This window comes from Aurantibacter crassamenti (assembly GCF_016811105.1).
In the GTDB taxonomy this organism is placed as follows: domain Bacteria; phylum Bacteroidota; class Bacteroidia; order Flavobacteriales; family Flavobacteriaceae; genus Aurantibacter_A; species Aurantibacter_A crassamenti.
Genome location: NZ_JAFBGM010000001.1, coordinates 1,405,201 through 1,430,646 on the forward strand (window position 1 = coordinate 1,405,201; position 25,446 = coordinate 1,430,646).

Below are 25,446 nucleotides of genomic sequence, written 5' to 3' on the forward strand. Positions count from 1 at the left end.
TACAGAAATTTTGAGTTTATAGAAAAGTATGGTTTACCAAAAACTGAAGAACCTAAAAATGTAGGATTCGATTTATTTAGCATCACTTGCTTGCTAAATATCTAAAAAGCTTTGTTATCTTTGTAGCGTTGTGTTGTAACCCTTACCTTAAGTAGGTGTGGGCCAATGAAAGGCTTTCCTAGTTGGAAGGCTTTTTTTGTGGGTATTACTTTGAAGCAAATTGGGCTACTTGATATAATTCAGCTACCAATTATTAAAGCAAATTTGTGTTGGTCAGTTAAAATTAAGCGCTATCACGAAGCTCTTGATTCGTCTTTTGTTCTTTAACTATACTAATGCCTTTAACCTTGGTTTTTGGTATTGCTAGTTTGTCAATAAGATCAGCCATTGTTCGCTCGATACTTTGATCTTCCATTTCTGTACTAGTCTTAGGAGAATCTTTAAAATCAGTTGATTTTTGATTTTTTTGAGCCTGTAGACGTTTCCAATTTTCTGCAGCTAAGGCTGCCCTTTTTTTGTAATCAGGAATTTTCATGTATGTGTCTTTCTTTTCAAGTGAATTTGGTTCGGTCAAAAAACAAACTTCTTTTTAAGTTAACAGCAAATTATGAACTATTCGTTGTTTAGTAAATTTTCATCGCCAAGGAGCTAATCCATCCGATGAACGGTAACTTTTCTTAACATTTATTGAAAATTAGATTCGTAATTCAAATCCCAAAAAAATGCCAATATTTTTTCAAAACGCGAAATTACTAAATATAAATTCCTTTGTATCATAAGTTTGGAAAATATTTTAAGAAATTACGCGCTCACCTCTCAAAGGTAAATAGGGTAATTAAATTTTAACATATGGAATCGCCATAGGTTTTGGAGCTTTTGGCAATAAAAGCCAGTTAGGGAAGAAATTTCGGTAGCTTTTATTTTTAAATTTATGGTATTTACAATGCTATTTGTGAGATTGAAATCTCCACTTTTAAGCGGTTTCCGGTTTTGATTTATTGTACTTGGTAAAGCTAATTTTCTTGTCTTCTAAAATTGCATAAAAACGACGATGTGATATTTTTAAATCTTTGGTGATTTGAGCGACTTTTTTCTTTTTCTTCTTGTATAATTTTATTTCTGCCGTCACCGCCTTATTGAAATAATAATTCTTTAAAGCTTCAATAATTTCTAATTCTGAATTTTTAGAATCACTTGCGAAAGCCTCAATTTCAGTTTTAATTTTGTTTAATCCTCTCATGGCAGTATTTCATTTTAGTAGTTGTCCATTTCATTAGTGCCCGAATATTGACAGTGTTCAAAATATTCATTTTCAATTTAAACATTTATTAATGCTTATCAAAAACTACTTCACCCTTTTTGTAAACCACACAAGGCTTGAATGCCCCTTGATTGTATAAAATATCTTTATAATCATTCGTGTGAAATAAAATAAAGTCAGCCAATTTACCAGTTGCTAATTGACCACTGTTTTTTAAGTTTAATTCCGCAGCGGCTCGAACGGTAATTGCAGCAAGAACTTCAGCATTTGTTAATTTTTCAAAAGCACCTAAGATTGTTGCTTGCGTTAATAAATCGCCCATGGGTGCTGTTAATGGGTTGTGATTACTAGCTATGGCTAATGAATCGCCATTGTCTAAGATTTTTCTAGCAGGTGTGAAATTTGTTCCTAAACCAATTGAAGTTCCTGCAAGTGCAGTGAAAATAACTTCTTCATGAGTTGAAGCTAAAGTTGTGGTATTGCATTTTGAAAGTCCATTTTCGATTGTAACTATATTGAATTCCATGGCTCTAGCTTTTTCCAAATGAGATGCTATTTGGTCTTCATTAAAACCTGAAGTGTCTGTTACTGCAATTCTTTCGGTTAATTTTTCTTCCTTTAAAACAGGAAAAAGTTCTGAACTGATTTCTTGTAAATAGGTTGATTTGTTTTTTGTAGCATCTTTAGGAGACCTTTGCGCGGCAAAACAAGTAGTAATTATATCGACCTTGGTTTGTGTTGCCGCATCTTTAATTGCACGAAGCATTTTTAATTCTTCAGCTACTGAGAGTCCGAAACCACTTTTTATTTCAATAGTTGTGGTACCATTTTTTAGATGTCTGTTTGCTAGTTTAGCAGTCTTTTTACTCAGAATTTCTTGGCTTGTATTTCGTGTAGCGACTACTATTTCCCAAAAGTCTTTTGTAATACCAGAACCACCGAAACAGATTTGTGTTTGTGAATCTATAAAGCCGGGTAGGCAGGTATGGTCTCCTTTTAGTTCATGAATTTCCGCATTAGCATATTTTTGTTTTAGAACGATAAATGAATCTATCGCTACTATTATTTCGCCTTCAATCAAAATTCCGGCATCCTTGAGAATCACAAGTTGATTATCAGCTAATGCACCTTTAAGCGGTAAACCGGTCATTGGTAAAAGTTGTTTGAAAGGGCCAATTAGTTTCATTATTACTGTTTTGTGTTCCCGCTTTTGCGGAAATTAATCCTATTAGCTTTATAAACCAATTTTTAAAAGTATTGATTCCGTTATAAAATAGCGAAATGAATGTGCTAACTTTATAGGATTAAAATTCAATTTATGATTTTCGATTTAATACAAAAAAGGCGTTCTGTTTTTCCAGCACAATATATTGATAAAGCAATTTCAAAATCGGATATTGAAAAGGTTTTAGAAGCGGCAAATTGGGCGCCTAGTCACCGAAAAACTGAGCCATGGCGATTTAAGGTAATGCAGGGTGAAGCTAAGGAAAAATTGGGTTTATTTCTTTCATTGAAATATATGGAAACCGACCCAAAACCAAAGGAGATTAAAGTAAAAAAGTTAATAGAAAATCCTAAAAGGGCAGGGGCAATAATTGTTATTTGTATGCAACGAGATCCTAATGAAAGTGTACCTGAATGGGAAGAAATTGCAGCTACGGCAATGGCTGTTCAGAATATGTGGTTATGTTGTACTGAATTGGGTATTGGCAGCTATTGGAGTTCACCCGGTCTCCTAAAATATATGAATGAATTCTTAGAATTTAATGATGGTGAAAAATGTCTTGGATTTTTCTATATGGGCTATTCGGATGATGAGCCAGCAGAAGCAACAAGAGGTTCAATTGATGAAAAAGTGGTTTGGCTCGATTAATTTAAAAATGGAAATAGGGTAGCGCTATTATCCCAAACCTTACCGATAAATAGTCCGATAAAAATAATTGAAACTACAAATTTCAAAAAAGCACCAGTTAAGAATCCTAAAAACGAACCAAAGGCAGCTTTTAATGCTGTTTTATTATCAGCTTTTGCCGTAAGTTCACCAATAAAGGCACCTGCGAAAGGACCTATTATAATGCCACCAGGTATGGGTGCTAAAAGTCCAACAATTAGACCAATAGTTGTGCCTATCATTCCGGCTCTTGTGCCACCAAATTTTTTGGTTCCCATTGCAGGTATTATATAATCTAATGCGAAAATAACTAGGGCCACAACACCTGTAATACCTAAAAACCACCAATCATCGGGCACTGCCTTAGTTAGGTGTAATAACAGAAGTCCAATCCAGCTCACGGGTGGGCCAGGCAATACCGGTAAAAAACTACCGATAATACCAACAAGCATTAAAATAAAACCAATTACTAATAAAGCAATATCCATTTCAATATTTTTCTATTTGACGAAGATATGAAGGATTTGTTACAGATTTTTAACTAAAATATTAGTTTAAACTAATATTTTAGTTATATTTGATTTTTATTTCAACTATTAAATTAGTTATATAATTATTTTCTCAGCAATAAAGTCAAAGAATAGAAGCATATGAAACAGCTAACAAAAGCAGAAGAAGAGGTAATGCAACAATTGTGGACATTAGAAAAATGCAATGTCGCGAGCATTATTGATGAATTGCCAACGCCCAAACCCGCTTATAATACGGTGTCAACAATTGTACGCATTTTAGAAGATAAGGGTTTTGTTGGGCATGAAAAAGAGGGTAGAGGATACTTGTATTTTCCGTTAATTAAGAAGTCTGACTACAGTAATCAAAGCATTAATAAATTGGTTGATGGTTATTTTCAGGGTTCCTTTAAAAGTATGGTTTCATTTTTTATGAAGAAAAATGATATGAGCCTATCAGAACTAGAATCTGTTTTGAATGAAATTAAAAAAAGTGACGCGTCTGCTAAGACAAATAAGAAAACAAAGTAGTATTAAAAACGAAATCTCATGGTACAGTATATTTTAGAGTGCATCGCCTTTCAGCTAGTATTTCTTCTTATTTACGACCTATTCTTAAAAAAGGAAACTTTTTTTCAGTGGAATCGGGTGTATCTTTTGGGTACGTATGTTTTGTCATTGCTCTTGCCGTGGATAAAAATTGAAGCCTTAAAGACTAGAGCTCCTGAGGTGTTTCAGGGGTATCCTGAATTTATGTGGAATGCAAATGATGCGGCAATTATAGTTGCAAATTCGCAGCAAACGGGCTTTAGTATTTCATGGGAATATATGGTTCTGTTTGGTGGAATGTTGTTGGCCACTGTTTTCTTCGGATACAAACTTTTTCAACTGTATGCGCTTAAACAGAAAGGGGAGGTTCAATATTTTAAGGACTTTACGCAGGTTGTTATCAAGAATAGCTCAATGGCTTTTTCATTTTTCAAGTCCATCTTTTTAGGAGATCAAGTGCTTGAAAAAGAGCATCAAAATATTTTAGAACATGAGTTAGTACACATAAGAGAAAAGCATTCGTATGATTTATTCTTTTTTGAGATTATGCGAATTGTGGGTTGGTTTAATCCGTTAGTATATGTCTATCAAAGTAGAATAGCTGAGTTGCACGAGTTCATCGCCGATGCAAAAGTTGCCAAGACAAGTAAAAATGAGCAGTATGAATTTTTGCTTTCACAAGTTTTTCAAACACAAAATATATCATTCATCAATCAATTTTTTAATTCATCATTAATCAAAAAACGAATCGTCATGTTACAAAAAACGAAATCTAAAAAAATCTTTAAACTTAAATATTTAGCTCTATTGCCAATGGTTGTGGTTATGTTGATTTATTCTTCATGTGAAATGGAGCATACAGAAACAGTAACAAAAGATACCGAGATGGTAGTAGAAGACATAAGTAATATGTCCGAAATTGAAGATCAAAAACTATTTGCAACCTTAAAAGCATATTCAGATAGTGGTGAATATTGGGAATTTGTTTTAAAAGATGACGATTCTTCAATTAAATATACAAGTTCAGCGGAAAAGTCATATATAAAATTTGATGGCCGCGACGAGAAAATTTGGGCAACTATGGTTATAGAAGGGCCAGACAGCGTAAGTCTTCTAGGAAGCGATTCTTTAGGAATTGCAATTGCATTCGCTGTAGTAGATGAGGTGCCAATTTTTCCGGGCTGTGAGAATGTTGGAAATCCACGGGAGTGCTTTCAAAAAAGTATACAAAAGCATATTAGTAAGAATTTTAGATATCCCGAAGAAGCACAAGAAAAAGGAATTCAAGGTAGGGTTAGTGTAATGTTTACAATTAGTACAGATGGTTTGATACAAAACGTAAAAATGCGCGGCCCAGATAAATTATTGGAGGAAGAAGTGGCTCGAATAATCAGTAAGTTGCCTACAATGACACCCGGTAAGCAGGATGGTAAAGTAGTAAATGTGCCGTTTTCTATTCCAATTACTTTTAAACTACAAGGGCCATCTACCTTACATGCCAAAACTAATGGGAATGCAATTCAAGTTAATGAGAAAGGATTTAAAATAAAAGGCGAAAATGGCTTGGAACCAATTTATATTATCGATGGTGAAAAATCTACTTCAGAAAAATTGGCAGCTATAAATCCTGACGATATTGCAACAATTAATGTTTACAAAGATGAAATTGCGACTAAATTATATGGTTCAGAAGCAATAAATGGGGCAGTGGTAATTAATTTGAAAAATGATAAAATTCAGATTAAAAACATTGAATCGAAAAATGGTTTGGATCCCATTTATATTGTTGATGGCAAAGTAACTACCAAAGAAAAATTTGAGAAAATTAAACCTGAAGATGTAAAATCGATGAACGTTTTAAAAGATGAATCAGCAATTAAAAAACACGGTTCTACAGCTACCAACGGTGTTATAGAAATTGAAATGAAAAATAAAGATTGAGAAAGTTAGTATTAATTCTATTTTTTATAAGTTATTGTCAAACAAAAGCGCAAACAACCGCCATAGCAGACAGTTTGTATGCAACGGGCAATTATGCCAAAGCTATCAATAAATATGCAGAAGAGGGTTCTGTAAAAGGTGCCTTGCAAATTGCTAGAGCTTACAATGCTATCGGTAATAGTGAAAAAGCAATTACACAATACCGTAGCGTAGTTGAGAAAAATCCTGATTTTCAAATTGCGAGTTTTGAATTGGGTAAACTTTTGGTCAAAACAAAAGACTATGATGCGGCGAGAAAACGCTTTGCAAAATTGGTTAGTGAAACCAAAGATAATCCTGAGTACTATTTTTATCTCGGTGAAATTTATGCTGAAATAGATCAGCCAGCAAGTAGTATAATAGCCTATAAAAATGCCATTAAAAATGATTCAACTCATTTGAGAAGCTTATTTAAGTTAGCGAAGTATTTTGTTATCAAAAACGATAAGAATCAAGCACTACATTATATAGAGAAAGGTTTGAATTTCTATCCAGATGATGTTTCATTAATCAATCTTAAAGCACTTACACATTTTAATGATAATGCTTATGAAGAAGCAATTCCGTTTTTTGAGCGGGTTTTAGCCTTGGGTGAAACCAAAGAATATGTCTATGATAAATTAGCCTATTGCTATTATAAAAATTGGGAATTTGAAAAGGCTAGGGCCAACTATAAAAAGATGCTTGAAATTGATGATGGCAACTCAGATACATATTTCAAGCTCGCAGAAGCATACCGAAAAGACAAGGTGTTAGATAGTGCTGAAATTTATATCAATGAGGCAATGAATATTCAAAAACCAGTATTTGCCCAAGGGTATAGTTCATTGGGCAGTATGGCACGAGAACGTGAAGATTTTAAAACCGCCCTTGATTTTTATAAGCGTGCTCATGCTGAGGACCCATCAGATCCTCATTTGTATCATAATATTTGCACCTTAGTCGATCGTAATTATAAAGACCTGAATCTAAAATTAGAGTACTACGAAAAGTACTTAGAGAAATATGGTAAATTAAGAGATAGGCAAGCTTTGTATTATACTACCATGGTTTCAAAACGTATCTCACAGCTAAAAGAGGAAATACATTTGAATGCTGAATGATGTCCTTGAAAAGTTGTAATTTATCCGAGGGATTTTTTTAAACAGTTTTTTTAAAATTCATCTAAAAATCGGGTAGTGCGAAAATTTTTCATTTTACTTGTTTTTTGCTTGATGACTTCTTGCGGATGGCTTACTTCTAAAGAGGAAAGAACCCAAGAACTTGTTCAACAAGAATTGCTTGAAATTGACTTTAATGAAGTTGATAACTATCCGCTATTTGAGAATTGCGATGAAACGCTAAGTAAAAGTGGACAACGTCAATGTTTTGAACAAGAGGTTTTATTAAACTGTGCAAAAATCTTAGAGCAATATAAATTTGTGCTCAATAAAAAAACAAACAAAAACGTACTCGTTGATTTTTTAGTGGATCAGAATGGCAAAGTATCCGTTTTAAAAATAGAAAAGGATAGTCAAATTGACGATTTAATGCCCGAATTTAATCAGTTAATTACGCAAGGCTTAGAAGAATTACCATCTTTGCAACCAGCATTAAAAAGAGGCATTCCGGTTAAAGCTAAATTTCGCATTCCAATTGTCTTGAACAACACCGAATAACTATTGAAAACGGAGAGAATAATATTAGGCATTGACCCTGGTACAACCATCATGGGTTTTGGTATCATTAAAGTGGTGGGTAAAAAGATGGAATTTGTTCAAATGAATGAATTGTTATTGAATAAATACAAAGACCCATACACCAAGTTGAAGCTTATTTTTGAACGTACCATTGAGCTTATTGACACATATCACCCAGATGAAATCGCAATTGAGGCGCCATTCTTTGGTAAAAATGTACAGTCGATGCTTAAACTAGGTCGTGCGCAAGGTGTTGCAATGGCAGCCGGACTTTCACGGCAAGTTCCGATTACAGAATATCTTCCTAAAAAAATAAAAATGGCCATTACAGGTAGCGGTAATGCTAGTAAAGAACAAGTGGCCAAAATGTTGCAAAGTACATTAGGGCTTAAAACGCTTCCGAAAAATCTGGATAGTACAGACGGACTTGCAGCAGCTGTATGTCATTTCTATAATTCAGGTCGTGTTGAGGTTGGAAAGAATTATTCTGGCTGGGGAGCCTTTGTGAAACAGAATGAGTCACGAGTTAAGAAGTAAGAAGTAAATGTCAAAAAACAATTAACAGTAAGCAATTATCAACAAACAATAGGTTATGAGCTATGACAAAAATCCGTTAGCTGATAAGTCATATGCATTCGCATTGCAAATTGTGAAAGTGTACAAGTTTATAATTAACGATAAGAAAGAGTATGTGATTTCTAAACAATTGCTACGCTCGGGCACTTCAATTGGGGCTAATATTGCTGAAGCAAATGGGGCAATTTCTACTGCTGATTTTTCTGCGAAAATATCAATTGCTTATAAAGAAAGTTTAGAGACTAAATATTGGCTTAGATTATTGAAAGATGCAGATTATTTGATTGAACCAAGAGCCCAAGAGTTAATTGAAAATGCAGATGAATTGTCTAGGATTATGTTTGCCATTCTTAAAAATACAAGGATTAAAAAGAATTGAATTTTAAATTTCAGGTATTGATCATTGATAATTGTTTTCTGATAATTGATAATTCTGCGAATAGATGAGCGGAATATACATTCACATACCTTTTTGTAAGCAAGCTTGTCATTATTGTGATTTTCATTTTTCGACTTCAATGGCGAAGAAAGAGCCTATGGTTCTCGCTTTATTAAAAGAGCTAGAATTACGAAAAGATGAATTTAAAGATGTTGAAGTTGAAACCATTTATTTCGGAGGTGGAACCCCGTCTATTCTAACTGCAGCAGAAATAAATCAAATTATTACTTCCGTTTATGAATATTATAAAGTTGCTGAAAATCCAGAAGTAACCTTAGAAGCAAATCCTGATGATTTGTCTAAAGAACGAATTGAGGAGTTGTCGAAAAGTCCCATAAATAGATTGAGTATTGGTATTCAATCTTTCTTTGAGGAAGATTTAAAAATGATGAACCGTGCGCATTCTGCAAAAGAAGCCGAAAATTGTTTAACAGAAGCTACAAAGCACTTTCAAAATATTTCGCTTGATTTGATTTACGGAATTCCCGGAATGTCAAACGAACGATGGAAGCAAAACATTGATAAAGCATTGTCTTTTAATATTCCACATATATCAAGTTACGCATTAACGGTTGAGCCAAAAACAGCTTTGGCGCATATGATTAAAAAAGGCACAATTAAAAATGTTGATGATGAACAAGCGCATAATCAATATAATATTCTCAATACAGTTTTAGAAAAGGCAGGGTATATCTGTTATGAGATTTCTAACTTTGGTAAGAAAGGTTATTTTTCGAGAAATAATTCAGCCTATTGGCAGGGTAAAAAATATTTAGGTATTGGACCGTCAGCACATTCTTTTGATGGACAACGTAGAGGTTGGAATATCAGTAACAATTCAAAGTATTTAAAATCAATTGAAGAAGGAATACTTCCTATTGAAACTGAAATGCTAACCATTGTTGATCGATATAACGAATATATAATGACAGGCCTGCGAACTATTTGGGGCGTATCCTTAGAGAAAATCCACAAAGAATTTGGAGAACAGTATTTAAGTTATCTAAATAAACAGATGGTAGAGCCGATTACTAAAGAATTGTTGCAAATAGAAAATAATACACTAAAGGTTACGAAGAAAGGCAGGTTTTTAGTAGATGGATTAGCATCGGATTTGTTTATGGTATAATTGAAGTAAATTTGTATACTTAGCTTTTATCAGGAAGTTTCTTGATAAAAACCATAAATGAGACCTGTTTAATATGATTGCAACCATAAAACATAATAGTAGAAATTTTAAAATAGACTTATCTAAACCCTTAGATATTTCGATACCTATAAGTGGTGCTAAATCAGATGTGAACGCATGGTATATTGAGCATTCGAAAATTGAACCGCACACAGAGGGTGAATTTGTAGGTAAAGTATCAGAAGGTTCTGCCACCAATTTTAATGATATTTGGTTTAATCCGCATGCGCATGGTACCCATACAGAATGTGTTGGGCATATTACTGAGAAATTTCATTCGGTAAACAAAAATCTAAATCGTTTTTTCTTTTTTGCGGAAGTAATAACAATAGCTCCTGAAATGTATGAAAGTGATTTTGTGATTTCTAGAAAGCAATTGCAATATGCTATCGGGAATAAAAAAAGAGAAGCAGTAATAATTAGAACGCTACCAAACTTAAAAGAAAAAAAGTCTGTTCAGTATTCAAATACTAATCCGCCTTATCTACTAGAAGATGCTGCTGAATTGTTTGTAGATAAAAACATTAATCATGTGCTAATTGATTTGCCTTCTGTTGATAAAGAGAAAGATGAGGGTGCACTTTTAGCGCATCGTGCCTTTTGGAATACAAAAGGTAAAGTGCGGAAAAATGCAACCATAACAGAATTCATTTATGTGCCTAATAAAGTGCCTGATGGTACTTATTTTCTCAACTTACAAGTAGCACCCTTTGAAAATGATGCAAGCCCTAGCCGACCAGTATTGTATAAAATAGAAGATTAATGAAAGCATTAATTAAATTAGAAGAAGTGCTACTCTTTGTTTTGGGTATTTACCTTTTTAGTTTGCTAGATTATAAATGGTGGTGGTTTTTAGTGTTGATTTTAACGCCAGATTTCGGAATGTTAGGGTATCTCATTAATTCAAAAATCGGAGCTTTAGTTTATAATATATTTCATCACAGAGGTTTGGCAATTGTCATTTACCTTATTGGTATTTACCTGTCTGAGCCTTTGTTGCAATTGATAGGGGTAATCTTATTTTCACACGCTTCAATGGATCGCATTTTTGGTTATGGACTTAAATATGAAAAGGGATTTAGGTTTACACATTTAGGTGAAATAGGAAATGGTTAATTTAGCAATACTATGGATGGTATTTTAGAGGTATTTCTAGGTTTAATATTAGGTACTATTGCAACCTATTGGGTGTATTCTTTTTTTAGAAAAAAGCAAAAAAAAGAGCTTACTTCACATCAGTCAACAGTGCTATTAGAACGTATTAAAAGTGTTTGTAAGCTAATTTCTGTGGAAGGTGATTTTGCTGAAATTTACAAATATGAGAATACCAAAGAGCATTTTATGAGCTTGGTGATAAGCAAAAAAAAAGCGCTCATTGTAATAAAAGCAAAAGCCCAAATTGGCTATGATTTAAAAAAGATATTAATGCATGCTGATGAGGGAAAAAAGAAAATAATCTTAACAAATTTCCCCCAGCCCGAAGTGCTTTCTGTTGAACCTGAATTAGATTTTTATGACATTAAGAATGGACTATTTAATTCTTTTACTCCAAATGATTTAACCAGTTTAAATGCAGAAGCCAAAAAGCATATTTTAGAAAAAATTCCAGAAAGTGGCCTGATGGAAACCGCTAGAAAAGAGGCATTACAAACCGTTTTATTGATTGAAAAAATAGTTGAAACTATTGGATGGAAATTAGATTATTCAGCTATAGAACTTACCGAAAAGCAAAAAGAATTATTAGAAAAATAATATTTTAAAACAACTATGAAAACACTAACCGCAGTATTAATATTAACACTGACCTTTACAGGTTATAGTCAAACAAAAAATGAAATGAGAGAATTTGACCCTAATTTTGCACACACCGTTTACTTTTGGTTTAATAATCCAGATAGTGTTGAAGATCAAAAAGCTTTTGAAACTTCATTGCAAAAATTCTTAGACAATTCGGCATATGCTAAAACTAGTTTTATTGGAAGACCACCAAGTGCTAGTCGTGATGTTGTAGATGGTTCATTTACGTATTCATTGATTGTTACTTTTGAATCCGCTGAAGCACAGAAAGCATATCAAGATGAAGAGCCACATAAGGTGTTTATCGAGGAGTCAAGTTCGCTTTGGTCTAAAGTTATTGTATATGATTCTATGAGCATTTAATGAATGTTTACATATCGAAAAGCAAATTTTAAAGATGCCGAATCTATTGCTAGGCTTCATGCATTAAGTTGGCAACAGAATTATCGCGGTATTTTTAGTGATAATTTTTTAGATGTTGAAGTTGTTGAGGATCGCTTATCGGCTTGGAGACTGCGTTTTGAAAATAGTGCAGAAAATCAGTTTGTCCATGTAGTAGTGGATGAAGATGTTGTTGTCGGTTTTGTATGTGCCTATTTTGATAAAGATGCTACCTACGGTACCTTGGTAGATAATTTGCATGTTCATTCGGATTATGCTGGTCAAAGAATAGGTGAGAACTTATTGGTTGCTGTAGCTCGAGAGATTATGCAGAATCAGGTAAAGCAAGAAATGTATTTATGGGTACTTGCACAAAATAAGCGAGCAATTAAATTTTATGAGCGTGCAGGTGGTAATGCAGTAGAGACGATAAATGATTTTGATATAGGAGACCGCGAAATTACGAAAACAAGATATCACTGGTCTAATTTGAAGATTTTCGAAAAGAATTAAAATGAATATTGAAGAATTCAGACAATACTGTTTATCTAAGAGAGGTGTTACTGAAGAATTTCCTTTTGATGAGCATACCTTAGTCTTTAAAGTCATGGGCAAAATGTTTGCATTGTCTGGTTTACAAAGGCTTCCACCTCAAGTAAATTTAAAATGTGATCCAGAGCGTGCAATTCAACTCCGCGAAGAATTTGATGGTGATATTATACCCGGATATCATATGAGTAAAGTGCATTGGAATACGGTTATAATTCAAAATATTTCACCAAAATTAACTCTCGAATTAACGGATCATTCATATGATTTAGTTGTTTCAAAAATGACAAAAAAGTTACAGGCCGAACTTAAAAAGTTAGACTAGTTTCGAAACAAAATCAAACTAATTATTTTTAAATTAATTCATATCGAATGCAGGATATAAAGTCCTTTTATCAAAGTAAAATACTAGTACATAAAGAGGCTTTAGAAAAGTTTAAACAAGTTTTGTTTGCTTCAAGTATGTTGCGTTTGGTTATTTTTTGTGTCGCAGCATTAGTCCTTTATTTTTTTGGAGGAAACACAAAATTGGCATTAGCAATTGTGCTGTTAACAATTGTCGCTTTTCTTTTTTTGGTGTCAAGGCATTCTAATTTGCAGCACAAAAGAGATAAAACAAAGGCGCTATTGAAAATTAATGAAACTGAAATTAAAGTTTTAAATCGTGATTTTCATGAAATGCCAGCAGGTGATGAATTTAAAGACCCATTGCATTTCTATAGTCAAGATATTGACCTTTTTGGTAGAGGGTCTTTTTTTCAATATGTGAATAGAGCAGGTTTGGTGCAAGGCGCAGAAACCCTAGCGAAAATCTTTAAAGAAAATACCATAGATGCTATTCTAAGAAAACAAGAAGCAATAGCTGAACTTTCAAAAATGGCCGACTGGCGTCAAGATTTTTCGGCGACGGCATCATTGACTAAAACGGAAACAAGCACCAATAAAATAGTGGATTGGTTACATGGTTATAAGCCATTTATTCCTAAAATTATGGGTTGGCTTCCTATGGTGTTTTCCATTGCCTCGTTAAGTGTTTTCGGTTTGTATTTTTTTGATTTTTTACCCGAATCAGCTTTGATATTATGGTTGTTTATAGGGGTGATTATTTCAGGTGCATTCTTTAAAAAAATTATGGGGCTAACTGGTTTTGCATCAAAAATTCAAAGCACATTTCAGCAATACAATGAATTATTATTACAAATAGAAAAGCATGAATTTACTGCTGAACTTTTAGTAGCAAAGAAGAAACAAATTTTAAATGAGGGTAAAAAGACATCTGAGATAATTAAGAGTTTTTCAAACTTGTTGAATAGTTTAGACAAGAACAATAACATGCTTTATGTGATTCTTGCTAATGGTTTTTTTCTTCGAAGTTTAACGCATGTGTATCATATCGAAAAATGGATAGCAACCCATGGTAATTCTGTTCAAAATTGGTTTGAAACTATAGCATTTTTTGATGCCTATAATAGTTTGGGAAATTTCGCTTTCAATCATCCGAAGTATACATTTCCGAAGTTAACGAAAGAAAATATTGTGCTCCAATCACAAGGAGCTGGCCATCCGTTAATGGATCCAGAAAAATGTGTCTTAAATGATTTTAAAATTGATGATGAACAGTTTTTTATCATTACAGGAGCTAATATGGCTGGCAAAAGCACATTTTTAAGAACGGTTTCACTGCAAATTGTTATGGCGAATATTGGTCTGCCAGTTTGTGCACAGCAAGTAGTTTACAATCCTATTAAATTAATTACGAGTATGCGTACTACCGATTCATTAACGGATGATGAGTCGTATTTTTTCTCCGAATTGAAGCGCTTAAAATATATTGTTGATGAAATTCAGACCGATAAATATTTTATCATTCTCGATGAAATCTTAAAAGGTACAAACAGTACAGATAAGGCAATTGGGTCTCGAAAGTTTGTAGAACGTTTAGTTAAATCAAAATCTACGGGTATTATAGCTACCCACGATTTAAGTTTATGTGAGGTTGCTAACGAATTGCCAATGATTGAGAATCATTATTTTGACGCTGAAATAATCAATAACGAACTTCATTTTGATTATAAATTTAAAGATGGAATTTGTAAAAATATGAACGCTTCTTTTTTATTGAAGAAGATGGAAATAGTAGAATAGTATACATTTAAATTTATGGACTCGTTAACTCAAATTGTACTAGGTGCAGCTGTCGGTGAAGCCGTGCTGGGTAAAAAGGTAGGTAACAGAGTCATGCTTTGGGGTGCGGTTGCCGGTACTATTCCGGATCTTGATGTACTCACTAGGTTTTTCTTAGATACCGTTTCGGCAATTGAGTGGCATAGAGGCTTTAGCCATTCCATTTTATTTTCGGTATTATTTGCTCCGGTATTTGGTTGGTTGGTTTTTAAATTAAATCGGAATCAAACAGCATCTTTTAAAGATTGGTCTTGGTTGTTTTTCTGGGGCCTATTCACACACCCTATTCTTGATGCATTTACAACTTGGGGTACACAACTTTTTTGGCCATTTAAAACTCGACTGGCGTTTCAGAATATATTTGTTATTGATCCACTTTATACGATACCTTTTTTAGTGTGTTTGATTTTAGCAATGCGTCAAAAAAAGACTTCAGAAAAACGTAGAAAATATAATAAGTTAGGGTTGCTATTAAGCACATCATATTTACTAATCACATTAATTTTAAAAGGAATTTCATATCAGAAATTTACCAATAGTCTTGATGCTCAAGGAATTTCATATATTGCAATTGACACACGCCCAACACCTTTTAATACAATTTTGTGGACAGCCAATATTGATGTTGGTGATGCGTATTTAATTGGCAACTATTCATTCTTCGATTCAAAGGAAATAGAATTTACAGCATATCCTAAAAATCACGAATTATTGGGTAGTTTAAAATCAAATGAAAATGTTGAAAGGTTAATTGCTATTAGTGAAGGATGGTTTACAATTACAGAAAAGGAAGGAGTATTATTTTTTAATGATTTGAGATTCGGTCTAATGAGTCTCAATCAAGATGAAGAAAAATTTGCATTTACATACCAACTAACAGAAGTTAATAATACTGTCAATGTGACTGAAATGCCCAAATACAAAACCGATGCCAAGAAACTTTTTTCCGCGCTTTTAAATCGTATTATTGGAAATTGAATAGCCCTATTCAATTAGGCTTTAAGTTGAATCCTATTTTAATATTTAATATGATTAGATATCTGTTGTTTGTTAGTGGGATTATGGGAGCAATGCTATTTGTAATTGCAAGTATTTTAGGCGGACTACAAATAGAAGGTTATAGTTTTATTGGTCAATACATAAGCGAAAGTTTCTCAAGCGGTTTGCCAAATACAGGGTATTTGAGAGTGATGTATGTTATTAGTGGATTTTTATTGTTGGTTTTTGGTGTATTAGCTCCGTCATTTTTACCAAAGTTAAAAGGGATAAAATTGAGCTTTTACCTATTTGCTATTTTTTATGGTCTAGGTACTATTATTGTTTCAATTTTCCCCTGTGATTTTGGTTGTCCAACTGATGTTGAAACGGTAAGCATTGCTCAATTTATACATAATACTACAGCTTTTTTTACCTATACGGTAGTTCCCTTTTGCATTATAGGGTCTGGGCTGTTTTTTAAAAGTGACCCGAACACCATTTCTTTATCACGGTTTTCGTTGATAAGCGGAATACTGTCTCTTGTTTTTGTGGTACTTTTATTTAATAATACCTCTAGCTTATATATTGGTTTGTTTCAAAGAATAATTGAATCAAGTATACTGGGGTGGGTGATTTCCACCAGTTTTTTTATGTTTCGAACTTCAAAAAAGTAATTATGTTTAAGAATAGTTTATTGTGTTTGATACTTGTGATAATAATATCCTCCTGTAAAGAGGAAACCAAAACCCAAGAATTAGTTGAATATCAAAAATACCACACGGTTACTTTGTCTTTTGAAGGTCCTGAAACTTCAGAGGAGGCCAGTGAGAATCCATTTTTAGACTATCGATTAAATGTTAATTTTAAAAATGAAAACAGCGAATATACTGTCCGTGGTTTTTATGCAGCTGATGGTAACGCAGCTGAAAGCAGTGCAAACAGTGGTAAGGTTTGGCAGGTGCGTTTTAATCCGGAAGAAGAAGGAGAATGGCACTATACAGCTCAATTATTTAAAGGTGATTCAATTGCGTTGAAAACTGAAAGTAGTGGCGAAGCAATTGAAATCACAAATGCTAACGGAGCTTTTAAAGTGATTGCTTCAGATAAAAAAGGAAAAGATTTTAGAGCAAACGGGAGGCTGGTAAATGACAACGGATATTTCCGTTTTAAGGAATCAGGTAAGTATTGGTTAAAGGGAGGAGCTGATAGTCCTGAAAATTTATTGGCTTTTAAAGATTTTGACGGTACATATCGCATGCAAACCTCTAGTGATGATGGCGAGGCTAAAACCAATGATACCATTCATAGTTATGCGCCCCATGTAAATGATTGGGAAGCAGGTGATCCAACTTGGCAAGATGGAAAAGGTAAGGGCCTAATTGGGGCACTCCATTATTTGTCTTCAAAGAAAATGAATGTGGTTTATTTTTTAACAAATAACATTTTAGGGGATGGCAAAGATGTATGGCCCTATGTGAGTCCGGATGATTTTACAAGGTTTGATGTAAGTAAGCTAGATCAATGGGAAATAGTTTTTGAATACATGCAGTCTAAGGGTATTCTAATGCATATGGTGTTACAAGAAACAGAAAATGAAACCATGCTAGATGGTGGTGATACTGGGCCAATGCGTCAATTATATTTACATGAACTAATAGCACGTTTTGGTCATCATTTGGGTATGAATTTTAATTTAGGAGAAGAAAATGGTTATGCAGAATTTACACCCATTTCACAGAACGATGCACAAAGAAGGTCAATGACTAGTTTTATTAAGAAAATTGATCCTTTTAATCATCCGGTGCTGTTACATACGCATTCACACGAGCCAGCTAGAGCAGATATTTTAGACTCTATTGTTGGATTTAAAGAGTTAGATGGACTTTCATTGCAGGTAGACAAACGAGAAGAAGTAGCAGATGTTGTTGAGACGTGGAAGCGTAAATCGAAAGAATCTGGTAATGAATGGATGATTACTATGGATGAAATAGGGATGTGGCATACAGGGGCTAGATCTGATTCTTTAGACGGAAATCACGATTCATTACGGCGTTATGTTTTGTGGGGAAGCTTATTGTCTGGTGCTGCAGGTGTAGAATGGTACTTTGGGGCTAATAATCGCTATCATGATCTTAATACGGAAGATTGGCGTAGCAGAGACCGTTTGTGGGAAATTACCGATTTTGCACTTCATTTTTTTGAAAATTATATTCCGTATTGGGATATGAGTGCATCACCAACTTTAATCAATTCTAAAGAAGCGTATTGCTTAAGTAAACCAGGTGAAATTTATGCCGTTTATATTCCAGATAATAAGTCAACCTATTCAATCGATTTAACTGATATTACAGGTGATTTTGAGGTAAAATGGTATAATCCGTTAAGCGGTGATGGTCTTCATGAAGGTTCTGTAAATGCAATTATGGGGGGTGGTAAGCGACTTTTAGGTCTTCCTCCAGAAGTTAATAATACTTCCGATAAGCAAGATTGGGTTGTTTTAATCAAGAAAAAGAATTAATAAAGCGAATATGACAAGATTTTAATGGTGTCATTATAACGCTTGTAAAATATGTTATACAACAAAGTTTGTAATTTAACCTTCCTAAAATTGCGGTTTCACAACATAATTTTTTAGATCAGTAGTATAATTCTTACATTTATCATGTAAAAGTAATAATTCCCCAAACTAAAGATTACTTACGTGTATTTATGGAGGTCGAAATGGAATATATAGAAGAGTTTCCGAATATGGATTATGTGATTCATCTCGGAGGAACCGATTTCGATTTCGAGAAGAAGTTCATTGCTATCCTTAAAAAAGAGTTTACATGGCAATTAGGAAATTACCTATATCATATTAAAAAGGATGAACCAAGGGCAGCTGCTGAAGTGGTGCATAAAATTAAATTTAAGTTTAGTATTTTAGGAATGAACCATGCGTTTGCATTTTCAGAATATTATGAAACCAGGTTGCATGTAGGTAACTCGGATTTGGATGAAGATTTTAAGAAGTATTTGAGAAAAATAAATGAGTTTCTTAAAACTTTAGAAGATTAACTGTTCCTATAAATTTTTTAATTGTATTTCGTGAAAAGCATCAGCTTGGCTCTTTAAAAGTGCTTCTGTTTTTTTCTTTTTATAGGCGTAAACTTCGTGTTCCTCTTCAATTTCAGTGTAAATCCTTTCGTTTAAAAATGTGTCCGTAGCTAATAGTTTTTCACGCTGTGTTACTTTTTGTCTAATCCAAGTTTGGAGGATACTTTCTTCCTCTTCTAATTTTAAATCATATTCGCCTTTTGGCGCCAGTAGTTTTGCAATAATAGGTGAGGTCTCGATGGCTAAGAATAGCAAAAAGATAAACAATGAAGGCATTAGTGGTAATTGTTTGAGTGCGTTAATACGAGCCATGAGTCCGTCAAAACCATCAATTACCGGTTGCGAATTTTTTACTACTTCTGCATAGTCATCATTTAATACCTTAATCTGGGTTTCAATGCCGTTTATTTTTTCAGCGTTTGTGGCTTTTAATTGGGTTAACTCAGCCAATGTAGCATCATGCTTTACACGCTTTTCAGCATAAACCGGACCTTTGCCTAAAAGTTTGGTGCCTGCTGTGCCTTCAGCTTCATTAATATAAATATCATATAGTGCATTTGTTTCAGCTTCTTTTGTAATAATTTCAGATTTTAAAGCAGCAATATCTTGCTTTAATTTTTCAATTGCTGGAGTGTATTGTAATGCCAATTGTTGTTTATTGGCTAGCGTCATTTCGTTTTTTTGTTCTAAAAGCACTTGATTAATTTCTTTTTCAAAAATTTTCATTTCTAATGGCTTCGAAATAACAACGGCTATTATAAGTGCAAGAACTATTCTAGGGCTGGCTTGTACTAATTCGCTTTTAAAACTATCTCTTTTTTTAATAGTAGAGACAATATAACGGTCTAGGTTAAAAATGAGCAACCCCCATAATAATCCGAAGAAAACGGAAGAATAGATGGTATCAAAAACTGTGAAAAGAGCATAACTGCAGGCAATAAAAGCCATAACAGCGGTGAAGAAAACAGTAGCGCCTATGCCGGCATATTTGTTTTGTTCACCTTCCGAACAGGTTGCTAGAATTACAGAATCTGCACCTGAACAGCGAATAAAAAATTGCTGTAACATTGTGATTTATTTTGATTGATGAATGAAAAAACACTGCGGTTACAGCACTCATTTAAAGATGCCAAACCATATAGAACAATGCCTTTAAGTAGTATTAGACTTCGCCCAGCATAAAAAGTTACAAAAAAGCCTCAATAAAATGAGGCTTATACTTGGTGATAGTTTCTTTTAATTGCCAATTTCAATTGGCTCAGTTGTAAGTTTAACTATTGGTTTATTGTCTTTTGATTTTTTTGACTCTATGTTGATTTCATCATTTTCTTTTAGAAGCTTGATGGCCTCATCAGCACTTATTTCTTTTTTTTCAAAGTAAAAAATAGCATCTTTTTTGGCCATTTCAATGATATGGTCTAAGGGTGTTTTTGGTTTGGGTGGCGCTGGTGGAGCAGGCATGTAAAACTGTTCTCCTTTTTCTTCCACCGCAATTATATCATCAATAGAATTTATACTTTCTATTTCATTGCGATAATAATTTAATGATACTCGATTAGGAGCAACTGGTTTTATTGGACTATAAAATTTTGAACCAACTACATCATTTGGATCTTGATGTGCAATAATTTCTTTAATGATTTCTTCCGCCTTGTCTTTTTTCATAGGATGAGGAGGCATGGGTGGTTCTGGTGGTTCCGGAAAATCTGGAAAAGGTTCAGCGTTCGAACGTTGGTCCTCGGTCATCTGATTATGAAGATATTCTAGTCGATTTACATCTCCTTTTTTTATCCTGATGTTTACTTCCTCTTCCATCATGAGATTGTATTTTTTTGCTAGGGCATTGTATTCGGTAACTTGTTCTTTGGTAGCTCCATCTTGAGGGCATTCAGGAAAAGGCAGTGCTTTTGTTTTTTGGTCATCAGACATTTTTCTGTAAATGACTTCCAGTGTTTTTAAATCTTTCAATGGAATCACTCTTTTTTCCACAGATATTGCATTATATTTTTTAGCAAGGCTGTTGTACTTTTTAATTTCTTGAGGTGTTGCGTTGGTATAAACCACTGCACTCTCTTTTTGTTGTTTTACCTGTATTGAGTTAACAGGTGTAGCTTCAATAATAGTTATAGTTTTTTTATTACTAAATCCGTAAAGTAAAACTGTTAGCAAGGGTAGAAGCAGCAGACTTCGAAAGAGTACTGCTTTTTTTGATGTTGTTGATTTCATGATTGTAATTCGTTTTTTGATTGATGAATAATTGATGGCATTCGATACTGATGGTTGAAATATATTTTCGTTTTCTGATGACAAAAACGACAATAATGTATTTTGATAAGTTACTATATCAACGGAATTGGTAAGAACAGCTTGATCAGCTAGAAATTCATGATTTAGTTTTATAGCTTTTTTAAAGAAATAGAACAACGGATTAAACCAAAAAACGACTTGTAGCATTTCAATTAGCAATACATCTGTACTATGCTTTTGGCGTGCATGTGTTTCTTCATGTAATAATACTTCCTTCGGGATAGTGTTTGTTTCAAACTTGGTTTTGTTTAAAAAGATGTAGTTGAAAAACGTATGCGGTACAATTTTTTCTTGCAGTAGCACTTGTATGAAGCTAGCATTTTTGTATTTCGGATTCCGTTTAATTCGATGTACTATTCGAAACAGATTTTTAAAGAATTTGTATCCGAAGAAAAACAATCCTAAGGCATAAATAATCCATAAAATAGGTTCGTAGTTAAGAACAAATGATTCTGTATTTTGGGTTTTTTCGAATTCAGCGTTGGTATTTTGCTGAACGCCTATAGGAACTAATTCGTTGATAGTTGGTGTAGATGATACTATTATATATTCAGTAAACACCAGTGCCGGAATAGCTAATGATAAAACTAAAGAACCTATTAAGTAAAAGCGTTTAAACACATGCATGTTTTCCTTTTCTAAAAATATTTTATAGAATAGGAGTAATAGGGCTAAACAGGCTGCAGATTTTACGATATAGATTAGCATGACTACTTATTTTTAATTTCGCTGTCGATTAATTTTCTCAAATCTTCCAACTCTTCTTTTGAGAGGTTAGTCTCTTGGGTAAAGAAAGAAGCAAATTGCCCCGGACTATTATTAAAAAAGTTTTTGATAAGTCCGTTTACATGTTTCGAGAAATAATCTTTCTTTTTCACAAGCGGATAATATTCTCGAGACCTGCCAAAACTGTTATAGGTGATAAAGTTTTTATCGGTCATTCTTTTTAAAAGAGTAGCTACAGTTGTTGTAGCGGGTTTTGGTTCTGGATAAGCATCAAGTAAATCTTTCATGAAAGCCTTTTTCTGCTTCCATAAAATATTCATTAATTCTTCTTCAGATTTAGATAATTGCATTTCTACAGTTTTAGAATGTGTTCTACAAACATAGAGTAAATATTTTAATTCTACAAATGTAGAGTTTAAATATTAGTGTGGTTCGTTTGACTGAGAAAGAGTATTACCAGTAGTTATCGATTTTAGTCTACTGTAAATATTGCGTTTGTAGGCGTAATTAGCTGAACTATGAGATGCTAATTTTTCTGTAGATTGGGTAGTTGAGAATCTTTTTAAGGATGTTTATTTTCCAAATTCTTTTGAATTGGTCATAATAGAAATTAGGGCAGATAAAAGGCCAATAACAAGTAAAGTATTGGTGTTTATGATTCCAAATTCCCAATGAAAAATTTTAAATAACGAAGCCAACACAATATAAACCGTTGCCAAATCAGCTAGCAAAAGAGATAAGTTTTCAGTACTATAGTTTGATAGAAATTGAATGTTTTCTGTACTCCCCTGCTTCGTAGGTATTAGTTCTTTGATATAAAGTAAAAGAAAAGCTATAAGTGCAACCTTTGTAAGCAAACTACTTACAGTGCTATATGGTAGGTTAAAAGCACTGAATAAATAATTAGATAAAAATGTTACAATGAGTATGTATCTAGAATAATCTAGGGGTGATTTTTGTTTTTTTTGAAAAAATTGGATACCATGAAAAATGACCATTCCAAATGAACCTAGTAAAATCAAAGGCCATGCGTTGTATTTTAAAAGTGCACCAAATACAGTAATAGAAATACTTAGTTTAAAAAATAGATTGGTTTTTTGATCTGAAATTGTCATTAGAAGTAGGTTATTTACAGTCTGTTAAGAACGAAAAAAAGTGAAGTATAGTGCGATCAAATAAAAATTAGATACGCATCAATCGCTGCGATTACTTTTAAAGCCATAAGTTTATACCGTTAAAAAAATTATTGATGAGTTTATTAGAAGGTTTACAAGCAAGAAGTGGTTCAATATGTGAATTGTGTGCTGCTACAGAAAAGTTAGAAGTTTATGAGGTACAACCAAAGTCAACAGGTGGTATTGACGGTAGTGTTTTAGCTTGTAGTACGTGTATTGGGCAAATTGAAGATCCAGATACAACAGATGCCAATCATTGGCGCTGTTTAAATGATAGTATGTGGAGCGAACATGATGCGGTAAAAGTAATAGCATGGCGCGTGCTTTCTCGCTTGAAAAGCGAAGGCTGGCCTAAAGATTTGTTAGATATGATGTATCTAGAAGGGGATGCATTAGAATGGGCCAAAGCAACAGGTGAAGGAGTAGCCGAAGCAGATAAAATTATACATAGAGATGTCAACGGCGTAATTTTAGAGAACGGTGATTCTGTTGTATTGGTGAAAGATTTAAAAGTAAAAGGTAGTAGTTTAGTTGCTAAACAAGGTACAGCGGTTAGAAGAATCTCACTAGACCGAGAAAATGCAGAATTTATTGAAGGAAAAGTAGGGCCTACTCAAATTGTTATTATTACAAAATACGTTAAGAAGTTATAAAGTAAAAATTAGGGTTCTGATTAGTTAATTGCAAATCAGAACCCCCTATTCAATACTTACCCTTTACTCATTTCAGTATAATACTTATAGAAATAAGGTATAGTTTCAATGCCTTTTAAGTAGTTCCATACTCCAAAATGTTCATTGGGTGAGTGAATTACATCACTGTCTAGACCAAATCCCATTAGTATAGTTTTACTTTTCAATTCTTCTTCAAAAAGTGCTACAATAGGAATACTACCACCACCACGTTGTGGTAATGGCTTTTTGCCAAATGTTTTTTCATATGCTTTTTCAGCTGCAGCGTATCCTAAGCTATCAATAGGAGTAACATAACCTTGACCACCATGATGCGGTGTAACTTTTACTTTTACACCTTTAGGGGCGAGTGAAAGAAAATGTTTTGTGAATAGATCCGTAATCTCATTCCAGTCTTGATTCGGCACCAAACGCATTGATATTTTAGCAAAAGCTTTGCTAGGTAAAACTGTTTTTGCTCCTTCACCTATGTAACCGCCCCAAATACCGTTTACGTCTAGTGTTGGTCTGATTGAATTACGCTCGTTTGTAGTATAGCCTTCTTCACCATAAACAGCATCTATGCCCAGGTCTTTTTTATATGCTTCTAACGAGAAAGGCGCTTCTGCCATTTTCGCTCGTTCAGCCTTTGAAAGATTTTCTACTTTATCATAAAACCCAGGAATTGTTATTCTGTTTTGGTCATCTTGAAGGGAAGCAATCATCTTAGATAAAATGTTTATTGGGTTGGCTACAGCACCACCATAAACACCACTATGCAAGTCTTTATTTGGGCCAGTAACTTCTACTTCTACATAGCTCAATCCGCGTAAACCAGTGCTAATGCTTGGTACATCATTAGAAATCATACTAGTGTCAGATATAAGAATAATATCATTTGCCAGTTTTTCTCTATTTGCCGCAACAAAAAGCCCTAAGTTATCACTACCAACTTCTTCTTCGCCTTCTATCATGAATTTTACATTACACGGCAATTGATTGGCTTGTATCATATACTCAAAAGCCTTGACATGCATGTACATTTGACCTTTGTCATCACAAGAACCACGCGCGAAAATAGCCCCTTCAGGGTGTAGTTGTGTTTTTTTGATGACGGGGTCAAACGGTGGTGAATCCCATAATTCTATTGGATCTGGTGGCTGAACATCATAGTGGCCATAGACCAATATTGTTGGTAAATTGGGATCTATTAGTTTTTCGCCATAAACAATTGGGTAACCTGCAGTTTCGCAAATTTCAACAGTATCACAACCAGCATCCGCTAAACTTTTTTTAACCACGGCTGCGGTTTTAATAACATCTTTAGCATAGGCCTTGTCGGCACTAATTGATGGAATTTTTAAAAGCTCAATAAGTTCATTTAAGAAACGATCTTTGTTTTGACTGATGTAAGCCGAAATATCTTGCATTGATAAATTTTAGAATTCGATTCGAAGTTACAAAAAAGAAGTTTTTTGCCTGTTTAAATATTTATCAAATAGGATTTTT

29 protein-coding genes are annotated in these 25,446 nt (G+C 33.6%); 20 read left to right on the top strand and 9 right to left on the bottom strand.

Features of this window, described 5'->3' with window-relative positions; translation table 11 throughout:
• Positions 1-283: 283 nt before the first annotated feature.
• From JQC67_RS05765 to JQC67_RS05775, 3 genes are all read right to left on the bottom strand, one after another.
• Positions 284-574, bottom strand: coding sequence for a hypothetical protein (locus tag JQC67_RS05765; protein WP_203251895.1), 291 nt, complete (start codon positions 572-574; stop codon positions 284-286).
• A gap of 399 nt (positions 575-973) precedes the next feature.
• Complete coding sequence (locus JQC67_RS05770; protein WP_203251896.1) at positions 974-1,240, bottom strand: hypothetical protein; 267 nt, start codon at positions 1,238-1,240, stop codon at positions 974-976.
• An 88-nt stretch (positions 1,241-1,328) separates the two neighbouring features.
• A complete protein-coding gene (locus JQC67_RS05775) occupies positions 1,329-2,447 on the bottom strand; it encodes an amidohydrolase family protein (protein WP_203251897.1) in 1,119 nt (372 codons plus the stop codon).
• Between the two features lie 132 nt (positions 2,448-2,579).
• Between JQC67_RS05775 and JQC67_RS05780 the strand changes: the two genes are divergently transcribed.
• Positions 2,580-3,134 carry a nitroreductase family protein gene (locus JQC67_RS05780; RefSeq protein WP_203251898.1) on the top strand — a complete coding sequence of 185 codons (555 nt, stop codon included), beginning with the start codon at positions 2,580-2,582 and terminating at the stop codon, positions 3,132-3,134.
• Here JQC67_RS05780 and JQC67_RS05785 read toward each other — a convergent pair.
• The gene (locus JQC67_RS05785; RefSeq protein WP_203251899.1) at positions 3,131-3,640 is read right to left on the bottom strand and encodes a DUF456 domain-containing protein; all 510 of its coding nucleotides are present in this window, start codon (positions 3,638-3,640) and stop codon (positions 3,131-3,133) included. The two genes, JQC67_RS05780 and JQC67_RS05785, sit on opposite strands and share 4 nt — an antisense overlap.
• A 162-nt stretch (positions 3,641-3,802) precedes the next feature.
• Here JQC67_RS05785 and JQC67_RS05790 point away from each other — a divergent pair, with 162 nt between their 5' ends.
• The 18 genes from JQC67_RS05790 (at position 3,803) to JQC67_RS05875 (ending at position 19,019) form a co-directional block, all read left to right on the top strand.
• Positions 3,803-4,192, top strand: coding sequence for a BlaI/MecI/CopY family transcriptional regulator (locus JQC67_RS05790; RefSeq protein ID WP_203251900.1), 390 nt, complete (start codon positions 3,803-3,805; stop codon positions 4,190-4,192).
• 18 nt (positions 4,193-4,210) lie between these two features.
• Entirely contained in the window at positions 4,211-6,151 is a 1,941-nt protein-coding gene (locus JQC67_RS05795) for a TonB family protein (RefSeq protein ID WP_203251901.1), read from the top strand.
• On the top strand, positions 6,148-7,293 hold the full coding sequence (locus JQC67_RS05800; RefSeq protein ID WP_203251902.1) for a tetratricopeptide repeat protein: 1,146 nt from the start codon (positions 6,148-6,150) through the stop codon (positions 7,291-7,293). Before JQC67_RS05795 ends, JQC67_RS05800 begins: the two co-directional genes overlap by 4 nt.
• Before the next feature lie 75 nt (positions 7,294-7,368).
• Positions 7,369-7,848 (top strand): hypothetical protein, encoded by a 480-nt coding sequence (locus tag JQC67_RS05805; RefSeq protein WP_317198360.1) that lies wholly within the window; start codon positions 7,369-7,371, stop codon positions 7,846-7,848.
• 3 nt (positions 7,849-7,851) lie between these two features.
• A complete protein-coding gene (ruvC, locus tag JQC67_RS05810; protein ID WP_203251903.1) occupies positions 7,852-8,406 on the top strand; it encodes a crossover junction endodeoxyribonuclease RuvC in 555 nt (184 codons plus the stop codon).
• 55 nt (positions 8,407-8,461) lie between these two features.
• The gene (locus tag JQC67_RS05815; RefSeq protein ID WP_203251904.1) at positions 8,462-8,824 is read left to right on the top strand and encodes a four helix bundle protein; all 363 of its coding nucleotides are present in this window, start codon (positions 8,462-8,464) and stop codon (positions 8,822-8,824) included.
• 64 nt (positions 8,825-8,888) lie between these two features.
• Positions 8,889-10,013 (top strand): radical SAM family heme chaperone HemW, encoded by a 1,125-nt coding sequence (hemW, locus tag JQC67_RS05820; protein WP_203251905.1) that lies wholly within the window; start codon positions 8,889-8,891, stop codon positions 10,011-10,013.
• A gap of 73 nt (positions 10,014-10,086) precedes the next feature.
• Positions 10,087-10,836: a cyclase family protein gene (locus JQC67_RS05825; RefSeq protein WP_203251906.1), complete on the top strand. Its 750-nt coding sequence runs from the start codon at positions 10,087-10,089 to the stop codon at positions 10,834-10,836.
• Positions 10,836-11,189, top strand: a complete 354-nt coding sequence (locus JQC67_RS05830) for a DUF4260 domain-containing protein (protein ID WP_203251907.1) — start codon at positions 10,836-10,838, stop codon at positions 11,187-11,189. The genes JQC67_RS05825 and JQC67_RS05830 overlap by 1 nt, the downstream gene beginning before the upstream one ends.
• Before the next feature lie 12 nt (positions 11,190-11,201).
• Positions 11,202-11,825 (top strand): DUF4230 domain-containing protein, encoded by a 624-nt coding sequence (locus JQC67_RS05835; RefSeq protein ID WP_203251908.1) that lies wholly within the window; start codon positions 11,202-11,204, stop codon positions 11,823-11,825.
• A gap of 15 nt (positions 11,826-11,840) precedes the next feature.
• The gene (locus JQC67_RS05840) at positions 11,841-12,233 is read left to right on the top strand and encodes a Dabb family protein (protein ID WP_203251909.1); all 393 of its coding nucleotides are present in this window, start codon (positions 11,841-11,843) and stop codon (positions 12,231-12,233) included.
• A gap of 3 nt (positions 12,234-12,236) precedes the next feature.
• Positions 12,237-12,764, top strand: a complete 528-nt coding sequence (locus JQC67_RS05845; RefSeq protein WP_203251910.1) for a GNAT family N-acetyltransferase — start codon at positions 12,237-12,239, stop codon at positions 12,762-12,764.
• Position 12,765: 1 nt separating this feature from the next.
• Positions 12,766-13,125: an MmcQ/YjbR family DNA-binding protein gene (locus tag JQC67_RS05850; protein WP_203251911.1), complete on the top strand. Its 360-nt coding sequence runs from the start codon at positions 12,766-12,768 to the stop codon at positions 13,123-13,125.
• A 47-nt stretch (positions 13,126-13,172) separates the two neighbouring features.
• Entirely contained in the window at positions 13,173-14,945 is a 1,773-nt protein-coding gene (locus JQC67_RS05855; RefSeq protein ID WP_203251912.1) for a MutS-related protein, read from the top strand.
• A 15-nt stretch (positions 14,946-14,960) separates the two neighbouring features.
• On the top strand, positions 14,961-15,962 hold the full coding sequence (locus tag JQC67_RS05860) for a metal-dependent hydrolase (protein WP_203251913.1): 1,002 nt from the start codon (positions 14,961-14,963) through the stop codon (positions 15,960-15,962).
• 50 nt (positions 15,963-16,012) lie between these two features.
• A complete protein-coding gene (locus JQC67_RS05865; RefSeq protein ID WP_203251914.1) occupies positions 16,013-16,636 on the top strand; it encodes a DUF998 domain-containing protein in 624 nt (207 codons plus the stop codon).
• 2 nt (positions 16,637-16,638) lie between these two features.
• Positions 16,639-18,480, top strand: a complete 1,842-nt coding sequence (locus JQC67_RS05870) for a DUF5060 domain-containing protein (RefSeq protein WP_203251915.1) — start codon at positions 16,639-16,641, stop codon at positions 18,478-18,480.
• A gap of 203 nt (positions 18,481-18,683) precedes the next feature.
• Positions 18,684-19,019, top strand: a complete 336-nt coding sequence (locus JQC67_RS05875; RefSeq protein WP_203251916.1) for an Hpt domain-containing protein — start codon at positions 18,684-18,686, stop codon at positions 19,017-19,019.
• Positions 19,020-19,025: 6 nt separating this feature from the next.
• Here JQC67_RS05875 and JQC67_RS05880 read toward each other — a convergent pair whose 3' ends face one another.
• The 4 genes from JQC67_RS05880 to JQC67_RS05895 all read right to left on the bottom strand — a co-directional run bounded on the left by JQC67_RS05880 (position 19,026) and on the right by JQC67_RS05895 (position 23,206).
• Entirely contained in the window at positions 19,026-20,126 is a 1,101-nt protein-coding gene (locus JQC67_RS05880) for a DUF4407 domain-containing protein (RefSeq protein WP_203251917.1), read from the bottom strand.
• Positions 20,127-20,294: 168 nt separating this feature from the next.
• Positions 20,295-22,073: a M56 family metallopeptidase gene (locus tag JQC67_RS05885; protein ID WP_203251918.1), complete on the bottom strand. Its 1,779-nt coding sequence runs from the start codon at positions 22,071-22,073 to the stop codon at positions 20,295-20,297.
• 2 nt (positions 22,074-22,075) lie between these two features.
• Positions 22,076-22,441, bottom strand: coding sequence for a BlaI/MecI/CopY family transcriptional regulator (locus JQC67_RS05890; protein ID WP_203251919.1), 366 nt, complete (start codon positions 22,439-22,441; stop codon positions 22,076-22,078).
• A 222-nt stretch (positions 22,442-22,663) separates the two neighbouring features.
• Positions 22,664-23,206 (bottom strand): hypothetical protein, encoded by a 543-nt coding sequence (locus tag JQC67_RS05895; protein ID WP_203251920.1) that lies wholly within the window; start codon positions 23,204-23,206, stop codon positions 22,664-22,666.
• Positions 23,207-23,340: 134 nt separating this feature from the next.
• On the opposite strand from JQC67_RS05895, the gene JQC67_RS05900 reads away from it, so the two are divergent.
• The gene (locus JQC67_RS05900; RefSeq protein WP_203251921.1) at positions 23,341-23,919 is read left to right on the top strand and encodes a PhnA domain-containing protein; all 579 of its coding nucleotides are present in this window, start codon (positions 23,341-23,343) and stop codon (positions 23,917-23,919) included.
• 56 nt (positions 23,920-23,975) lie between these two features.
• Here the strand turns inward: JQC67_RS05900 and JQC67_RS05905 are convergent, their stop codons facing one another.
• Entirely contained in the window at positions 23,976-25,367 is a 1,392-nt protein-coding gene (locus JQC67_RS05905) for a dipeptidase (protein WP_203251922.1), read from the bottom strand.
• Between the last annotated feature and the right edge of the window lie 79 nt (positions 25,368-25,446).

What these genes read in the sequence shown, in the direction of transcription:
- JQC67_RS05770 (WP_203251896.1), bottom strand. Translation starts at nt 1,240, where the DNA reads ATGAGAGGATTAAACAAAATTAAAACTGAAATTGAGGCTTTCGCAAGT.
- JQC67_RS05775 (WP_203251897.1), bottom strand. Translation starts at nt 2,447, where the DNA reads ATGAAACTAATTGGCCCTTTCAAACAACTTTTACCAATGACCGGTTTA.
- JQC67_RS05780 (WP_203251898.1), top strand. Translation starts at nt 2,580, where the DNA reads ATGATTTTCGATTTAATACAAAAAAGGCGTTCTGTTTTTCCAGCACAA.
- JQC67_RS05785 (WP_203251899.1), bottom strand. Translation starts at nt 3,640, where the DNA reads ATGGATATTGCTTTATTAGTAATTGGTTTTATTTTAATGCTTGTTGGT.
- JQC67_RS05790 (WP_203251900.1), top strand. Translation starts at nt 3,803, where the DNA reads ATGAAACAGCTAACAAAAGCAGAAGAAGAGGTAATGCAACAATTGTGG.
- JQC67_RS05795 (WP_203251901.1), top strand. Translation starts at nt 4,211, where the DNA reads ATGGTACAGTATATTTTAGAGTGCATCGCCTTTCAGCTAGTATTTCTT.
- JQC67_RS05815 (WP_203251904.1), top strand. Translation starts at nt 8,462, where the DNA reads ATGAGCTATGACAAAAATCCGTTAGCTGATAAGTCATATGCATTCGCA.
- hemW (WP_203251905.1), top strand. Translation starts at nt 8,889, where the DNA reads ATGAGCGGAATATACATTCACATACCTTTTTGTAAGCAAGCTTGTCAT.
- JQC67_RS05825 (WP_203251906.1), top strand. Translation starts at nt 10,087, where the DNA reads ATGATTGCAACCATAAAACATAATAGTAGAAATTTTAAAATAGACTTA.
- JQC67_RS05830 (WP_203251907.1), top strand. Translation starts at nt 10,836, where the DNA reads ATGAAAGCATTAATTAAATTAGAAGAAGTGCTACTCTTTGTTTTGGGT.
- JQC67_RS05835 (WP_203251908.1), top strand. Translation starts at nt 11,202, where the DNA reads ATGGATGGTATTTTAGAGGTATTTCTAGGTTTAATATTAGGTACTATT.
- JQC67_RS05840 (WP_203251909.1), top strand. Translation starts at nt 11,841, where the DNA reads ATGAAAACACTAACCGCAGTATTAATATTAACACTGACCTTTACAGGT.
- JQC67_RS05845 (WP_203251910.1), top strand. Translation starts at nt 12,237, where the DNA reads ATGTTTACATATCGAAAAGCAAATTTTAAAGATGCCGAATCTATTGCT.
- JQC67_RS05850 (WP_203251911.1), top strand. Translation starts at nt 12,766, where the DNA reads ATGAATATTGAAGAATTCAGACAATACTGTTTATCTAAGAGAGGTGTT.
- JQC67_RS05855 (WP_203251912.1), top strand. Translation starts at nt 13,173, where the DNA reads ATGCAGGATATAAAGTCCTTTTATCAAAGTAAAATACTAGTACATAAA.
- JQC67_RS05860 (WP_203251913.1), top strand. Translation starts at nt 14,961, where the DNA reads ATGGACTCGTTAACTCAAATTGTACTAGGTGCAGCTGTCGGTGAAGCC.
- JQC67_RS05865 (WP_203251914.1), top strand. Translation starts at nt 16,013, where the DNA reads ATGATTAGATATCTGTTGTTTGTTAGTGGGATTATGGGAGCAATGCTA.
- JQC67_RS05870 (WP_203251915.1), top strand. Translation starts at nt 16,639, where the DNA reads ATGTTTAAGAATAGTTTATTGTGTTTGATACTTGTGATAATAATATCC.
- JQC67_RS05875 (WP_203251916.1), top strand. Translation starts at nt 18,684, where the DNA reads ATGGAATATATAGAAGAGTTTCCGAATATGGATTATGTGATTCATCTC.
- JQC67_RS05880 (WP_203251917.1), bottom strand. Translation starts at nt 20,126, where the DNA reads ATGTTACAGCAATTTTTTATTCGCTGTTCAGGTGCAGATTCTGTAATT.
- JQC67_RS05885 (WP_203251918.1), bottom strand. Translation starts at nt 22,073, where the DNA reads ATGCTAATCTATATCGTAAAATCTGCAGCCTGTTTAGCCCTATTACTC.
- JQC67_RS05890 (WP_203251919.1), bottom strand. Translation starts at nt 22,441, where the DNA reads ATGCAATTATCTAAATCTGAAGAAGAATTAATGAATATTTTATGGAAG.
- JQC67_RS05895 (WP_203251920.1), bottom strand. Translation starts at nt 23,206, where the DNA reads ATGACAATTTCAGATCAAAAAACCAATCTATTTTTTAAACTAAGTATT.
- JQC67_RS05900 (WP_203251921.1), top strand. Translation starts at nt 23,341, where the DNA reads ATGAGTTTATTAGAAGGTTTACAAGCAAGAAGTGGTTCAATATGTGAA.
- JQC67_RS05905 (WP_203251922.1), bottom strand. Translation starts at nt 25,367, where the DNA reads ATGCAAGATATTTCGGCTTACATCAGTCAAAACAAAGATCGTTTCTTA.